This is a genomic window from Dietzia sp. DQ12-76, from assembly GCF_014145045.1.
In the GTDB taxonomy this organism is placed as follows: Bacteria; Actinomycetota; Actinomycetes; order Mycobacteriales; family Mycobacteriaceae; genus Dietzia.
In genome coordinates, this window is the sequence record NZ_JAALDV010000280.1 from 1 (window position 1) to 4,597 (window position 4,597).

The 4,597-nt window shown below is 70.9% G+C and carries 5 protein-coding genes; 3 read left to right on the forward strand and 2 right to left on the reverse strand.

The annotated features are described in order from the left end of the window. Positions 1–803 (forward strand): SDR family oxidoreductase (locus G6019_RS10155; protein ID WP_182627513.1); only part of this gene is annotated, 803 nt, incomplete at its 5' end. Positions 804–808: 5 nt separating this feature from the next. After that, entirely contained in the window at positions 809–1,207 is a 399-nt protein-coding gene (locus tag G6019_RS10160) for a DoxX family protein (protein WP_107756957.1), read from the forward strand. 64 nt (positions 1,208–1,271) lie between these two features. Here G6019_RS10160 and G6019_RS10165 read toward each other — a convergent pair whose 3' ends face one another. Continuing rightward, positions 1,272–2,783, reverse strand: a complete 1,512-nt coding sequence (locus tag G6019_RS10165; protein ID WP_182612197.1) for a phospholipid carrier-dependent glycosyltransferase — start codon at positions 2,781–2,783, stop codon at positions 1,272–1,274. Between the two features lie 86 nt (positions 2,784–2,869). Here G6019_RS10165 and rsmI point away from each other — a divergent pair, with 86 nt between their 5' ends. Further along, positions 2,870–3,709 (forward strand): 16S rRNA (cytidine(1402)-2'-O)-methyltransferase, encoded by an 840-nt coding sequence (gene rsmI, locus G6019_RS10170; protein WP_182612198.1) that lies wholly within the window; start codon positions 2,870–2,872, stop codon positions 3,707–3,709. Between the two features lie 32 nt (positions 3,710–3,741). On the opposite strand, the gene G6019_RS10175 is transcribed toward rsmI, so the two are convergent. After that, positions 3,742–4,597, reverse strand: an 856-nt coding sequence (locus G6019_RS10175) for an aminodeoxychorismate synthase component I (RefSeq protein WP_241725982.1), incomplete at its 5' end; no start/stop codon positions are given.

Consider the following 4,597-nt stretch of genomic DNA (forward strand, 5'->3'; position numbering starts at 1 on the left):
GCGGGATCGGCCGCGCCGTGGCGATCGGGTTGGCGGGCGAGGGCGCCTCGCTGGTGCTGACGGACCGTGACGCAGCAGGCCTGGACTCGGCGGCGGGTGCCTGCCGGGACGCCGGTGGCACGCTGCTCGCCTCGGAGGCACTGGACATCACCGACCACGAGGCGGTGATGCGGTTCGGCGAGGGCGTCGTCGCCGCCCACGGCGCCCCGCACGCGGTCTTCCACGTCGCGGGTAACTCGGCCTGGGGACGGCCTGACCTCCTCGAGCACCGCGTGTGGCGGTCGATGGTCGAGGTCAACCTCATGGGCACCATCCACGTGGTCGAGGCGTTCGTCCCGGCGATGATGGCCGCTCGGCGACCCGCTGCCCTGGTCATGGTCTCGTCGGCCGCGGGCCTGCTCGGCCTGCCCTGGCACGCCGCCTACAGCGCGGCCAAGTTCGGCATCCGCGGCATCGCCGAGGTGCTGCGGTTCGATCTGGCGCCCTACCAGATCGGCGTGCACCTGGTGTGCCCCGGCGGCGTGGACACCCCGCTGGTGGAGACCGTGGAGATCGCGGGCGTGGACCGCTCGGATCCGAAGGTCGCCAAGACCGTGGACCAGTTCCGTCGCCATGCCGTCACCCCGGAGGTGGCGGCCTCCAAGACGATCGAGGGTGTGCGCAAGGGGCGCTACATCGTCTACACCTCGCCGGACATCAGGCTGGCGTTCGCCGCCCAGAAGTTCGCGCCACCTCTCTATATCCTCGCGATGAAGCTACTGAGCCGTCGTATCACCAAGGCCGGCGAGGGAATCCTCCCGTGAGGGGGATGGAGACCCTCAACGACGCCGCGATATTGCTGGCCCGGATCGGGCTCGGGGCGGTGTTCGTGGCCCACGGGTGGCAGAAGTTCTTCACCCTGGGGCTGGGCCGCGTGGGCGAGCAGTTCGCCGGGTACGGGATCCCGCAACCGGAGGTCACCGCGGCGGTCGTCGCCGGGGTCGAGCTGATCGCCGGGATCGCGCTCATCGCGGGCATCCTGACCCCGCTGGCCGGGATCCTGCTGGCGGTGGACATGGCGGGGGCCCTGTACTTCGTCCACGCCACCAACGGCCCCTTCGTGACCCAGAACGGGTGGGAGCTCGTGGTGGCGCTGGGGGTGGGGGTGTTGCTGATCGCCGCGGTCGGCGCGGGCAGGTTCAGCATTGACAGGGTCCTGGGCGGGTGAGCCGACGGCGTCCTGCCGGATGCGCGTCCGGCGTCGGCGGGGACCGGCATGGGTGGAGATCGGCTCAGCGCCAGGACGGCAACCAGAGCTGTTGGCTCCATTCCGTGGGGGTGATGGGCATCCCGGACAGGATGGGCAGCATGTAGATGAAGTTGGCCACCACCAGCGCGAGGTAGAGGCACACGATCCCGAGGCCGATGATCCGCCGGCGGGGGGAGTCGCCGGATCCACCGGCGATCTCGCCCAGCACCAGCGCGACCATCATCACGAAGAACGGCACCATCACCGCGGCGTAGAAGAAGTACATCTGACGGTCGTGCTGGAAGAACCACGGCAGGTAGCCGGCCATGTAGCCGACGAGCGGGAACGCGTACCGGCCGTCGCGGCAGATCACCGCCCGCCAGAACGCCCACCCGAGGACGGGGATCGCGAGCCACCAGATCGCGGGCGTGCCCAGGAGCATGATCGCGCGGACGCAGGAGTCCTGACCACAGCCGGTGACCTCCTCGCCCTGCTCGACGTAGTAGAGCATCGGCCGCAGGCTCATCGGCCAGGTCCACGGCTTGGATTCCCACGGGTGCCGATTGCCCGCCGAGGTGGTGAGCGAGGAGTGGAAGTCCAGCACGGAGGACTGGTAGTAGAGCCACGACTGCAGGGAGTCGGGCAGCCAGTTGTCCTCCACCTTGGTGCCCACGACATGCCGGTAGACGGAGTTCTCACTCGCGAACCACGGCAGCCAGGTGAACATGTGGATCAGGACGGGCCAGATGACGAGCGAGAAGAACGCGGGCACGGAGTCGCGGAGAAGGGCGCCCGCCACGGGGCGCCGGACGCCGTAGCGGCTGCGCAGTGCCCAGTCCCAGGCGACGGTCATGAGTCCGAAGAACGCGATGAAGTACAGGCCGGACCACTTGACCCCCAGCGCGAGCCCCAGCATGACGCCGGCGGTGAACCGCCACCAGCGGAACCCCAGCCGCGGCCCGAGATCCGACAGGTGGAGGCGTCCGGCGAGCGCGGCACGGTGCATGCGGCCGCGCATCTGGTCGCGGTCCACCAGCAGGGCGCCGGCGGCGGCGGTGACGAACAGGACCTGGTAGATGTCCAGCATGCCGATGCGGGAGGTCACGAACGTGACCCCGTCGAGACACATCAGCAGGCCCGCGATCAGGCCGAGCTGGGTGGAACGGGTCAGCCGCCTGGTGATCCGCATGACCATCAGCACCACCAGGACGCCGGCGATCGCGGCGGTGAACCGCCAGCCCAGGGGCGTGTAGCCGAAGAGCAGACCACCGAGCGACTCGATCTGCTTGGCGACGGGCGGGTGGACCACCAGGCCGTAAGCGGGGTTCTCCTCGATCCCCAACTGCGCGATGCTGAACGACTGTGGCGCGTAGTGCTTCTCGTCGAAGACCGGGGTGCCCTCATCCGTGGCGGAGGTGAGACCCCAGAAGCGGGAGAGGAAGGCCAGGACCAGGATGAGGCCGGTGGCCATCCAGTCGCGGGGGGTGTCGACCGGGCCGGTGTCCGGAACCGGGAGCGGGCGGCCCGGGGATCGCACGCCTGGGGTCGGGGTCACACGGCGAGCATAATGGGGGCCTTTCGGATGTCGGGGAGACGGGCAGGGCGAGTGAGTCGGCGCGGACCGGGGATAGTCTGGAGCGCATGACGTCCGGACGTGTCGTGTTGGCCGCCACCCCTATCGGGAACCCGGGCGACGCCTCGGCGCGACTGCGGGACCTGCTCGCCTCCGCGGACGTGGTGGCGGCCGAGGACACCCGGCGCCTGCGGGGGCTCGCCACCGCGCTCGGTGTGACCATCCGGGGGCGGGTCATGAGCTTCTACGAGCACAATGAGGCGGGTCGCGTCCCCCAGTTGATCGACCGCGTCCGGGCGGGAGACGTGGTGGCCGTGGTCACCGATGCGGGGATGCCCGCGGTATCCGACCCGGGTTATTCGCTGGTCACCGCGTGTATCGATGCGGACCTCCCCGTGACCTGTCTGCCCGGCCCGTCGGCCGTGACGACCGCGCTGGTCCTCAGCGGTCTGCCCGTGGACAGATTCTGCTTCGACGGCTTCCCCCCGCGTCGGGCGGGTCGCCGGCGGACCTGGTTGGCCCGCCTGGTCGCCGAGGAGCGCACGTGCGTGTTCTTCGAGTCACCGCACCGGCTCGCCGAGACGCTCGCCGAGGCCGCGGAGGCACTGGGTCCGGGTCGGCGGGCCGCGGTGTGTCGCGAGCTCACCAAGACCTACGAGGAGGTCCTGCGGGGCACGCTCGGCGACCTGGCCGACCGGACCGCTGACGGGGTGCGCGGGGAGATCGTGGTGGTGATCGAGGGGGCGGACGCGCCCGGTTCCGCCGCCACGACCGAGGACCTGGTGGAGATCGTCGAAGAGCGGGTCGAGGCGGGTGAACGGCTCAAGGACGCGTGCGCGACGGTCGCGGAGGGGTCGTCGCTGACCAGACGTGAGCTCTACCAGGCGGTCGTCGACGCGCGGGGTTGACCGACCCCGCGACGCCTCGCGGCCCACGCCGGTCACCAGGGCGGCGGACCGCCGCCCCAGGTGAACGCGGCCTTGTGCACGCATTCCTCCCATTCGGCGTCGGGGTCGGAATCGACGGTGATGCCCCCGCCCACGCCCAGCTCCACGCGCCCGTCGGGGGAGACCTCGAGGGTCCGGATGGCCACCGCGAGTTCGAGGTCCGGGCCCAGGGCGAAGCCGTACGCCCCGCAGTGCAGGCCCCTGGACCGCGGCTCCCACCCGGCGATCAGTTCCCGAGCCCGCGCCTTGGGGGTCCCGGTGACCGATGCGGGAGGGAACGTGGCCTCCACCAATGCCGGGTGGTCCGCGGTCGTGTGGGCGGTGACGGTGGAGACCAGGTGGTGCACCCCCGGTGCCGGCCGTACGGCGAGCAGGTCGGTCACGGTCACCGACCCGACGTCGGCCACGCGCCCGAGGTCGTTGCGGACCAGGTCGACGATCATGATGTTCTCGGCGACGTCTTTCGCCGACCCCAGCAACAACTCCGGGTCGAGGTCGGCCGCCAGCGTGCCCTTGATGGGGCTGGAGTGCACCTGGTCACCACGGCGAACCAGGTACACCTCGGGCGAGAACCCCAGGACGGCGCCCCAGGGGCCCTCGAGATACGCCGATCGTGAGGCGGGCGAGTGGCCGGAGATCTCGAGGAAGGTCTCGAGCGGGTCCGCGCGGAGATGCCCGTCCAGTCGGGTGCTCAGGCAGGCCTGGTAGACCTCGCCCGCCCGGATCGCCTCGAGGCACTCGACCACAGCAGAGCGGTGAGCCGCGCGGTCCGGGGCGGACCAGCGGGGGAGGCGGTCGGTCCGGGCGTCGTCGCGTCGGTCGGCGCCGTGGTCGCGCACCACCTGAACG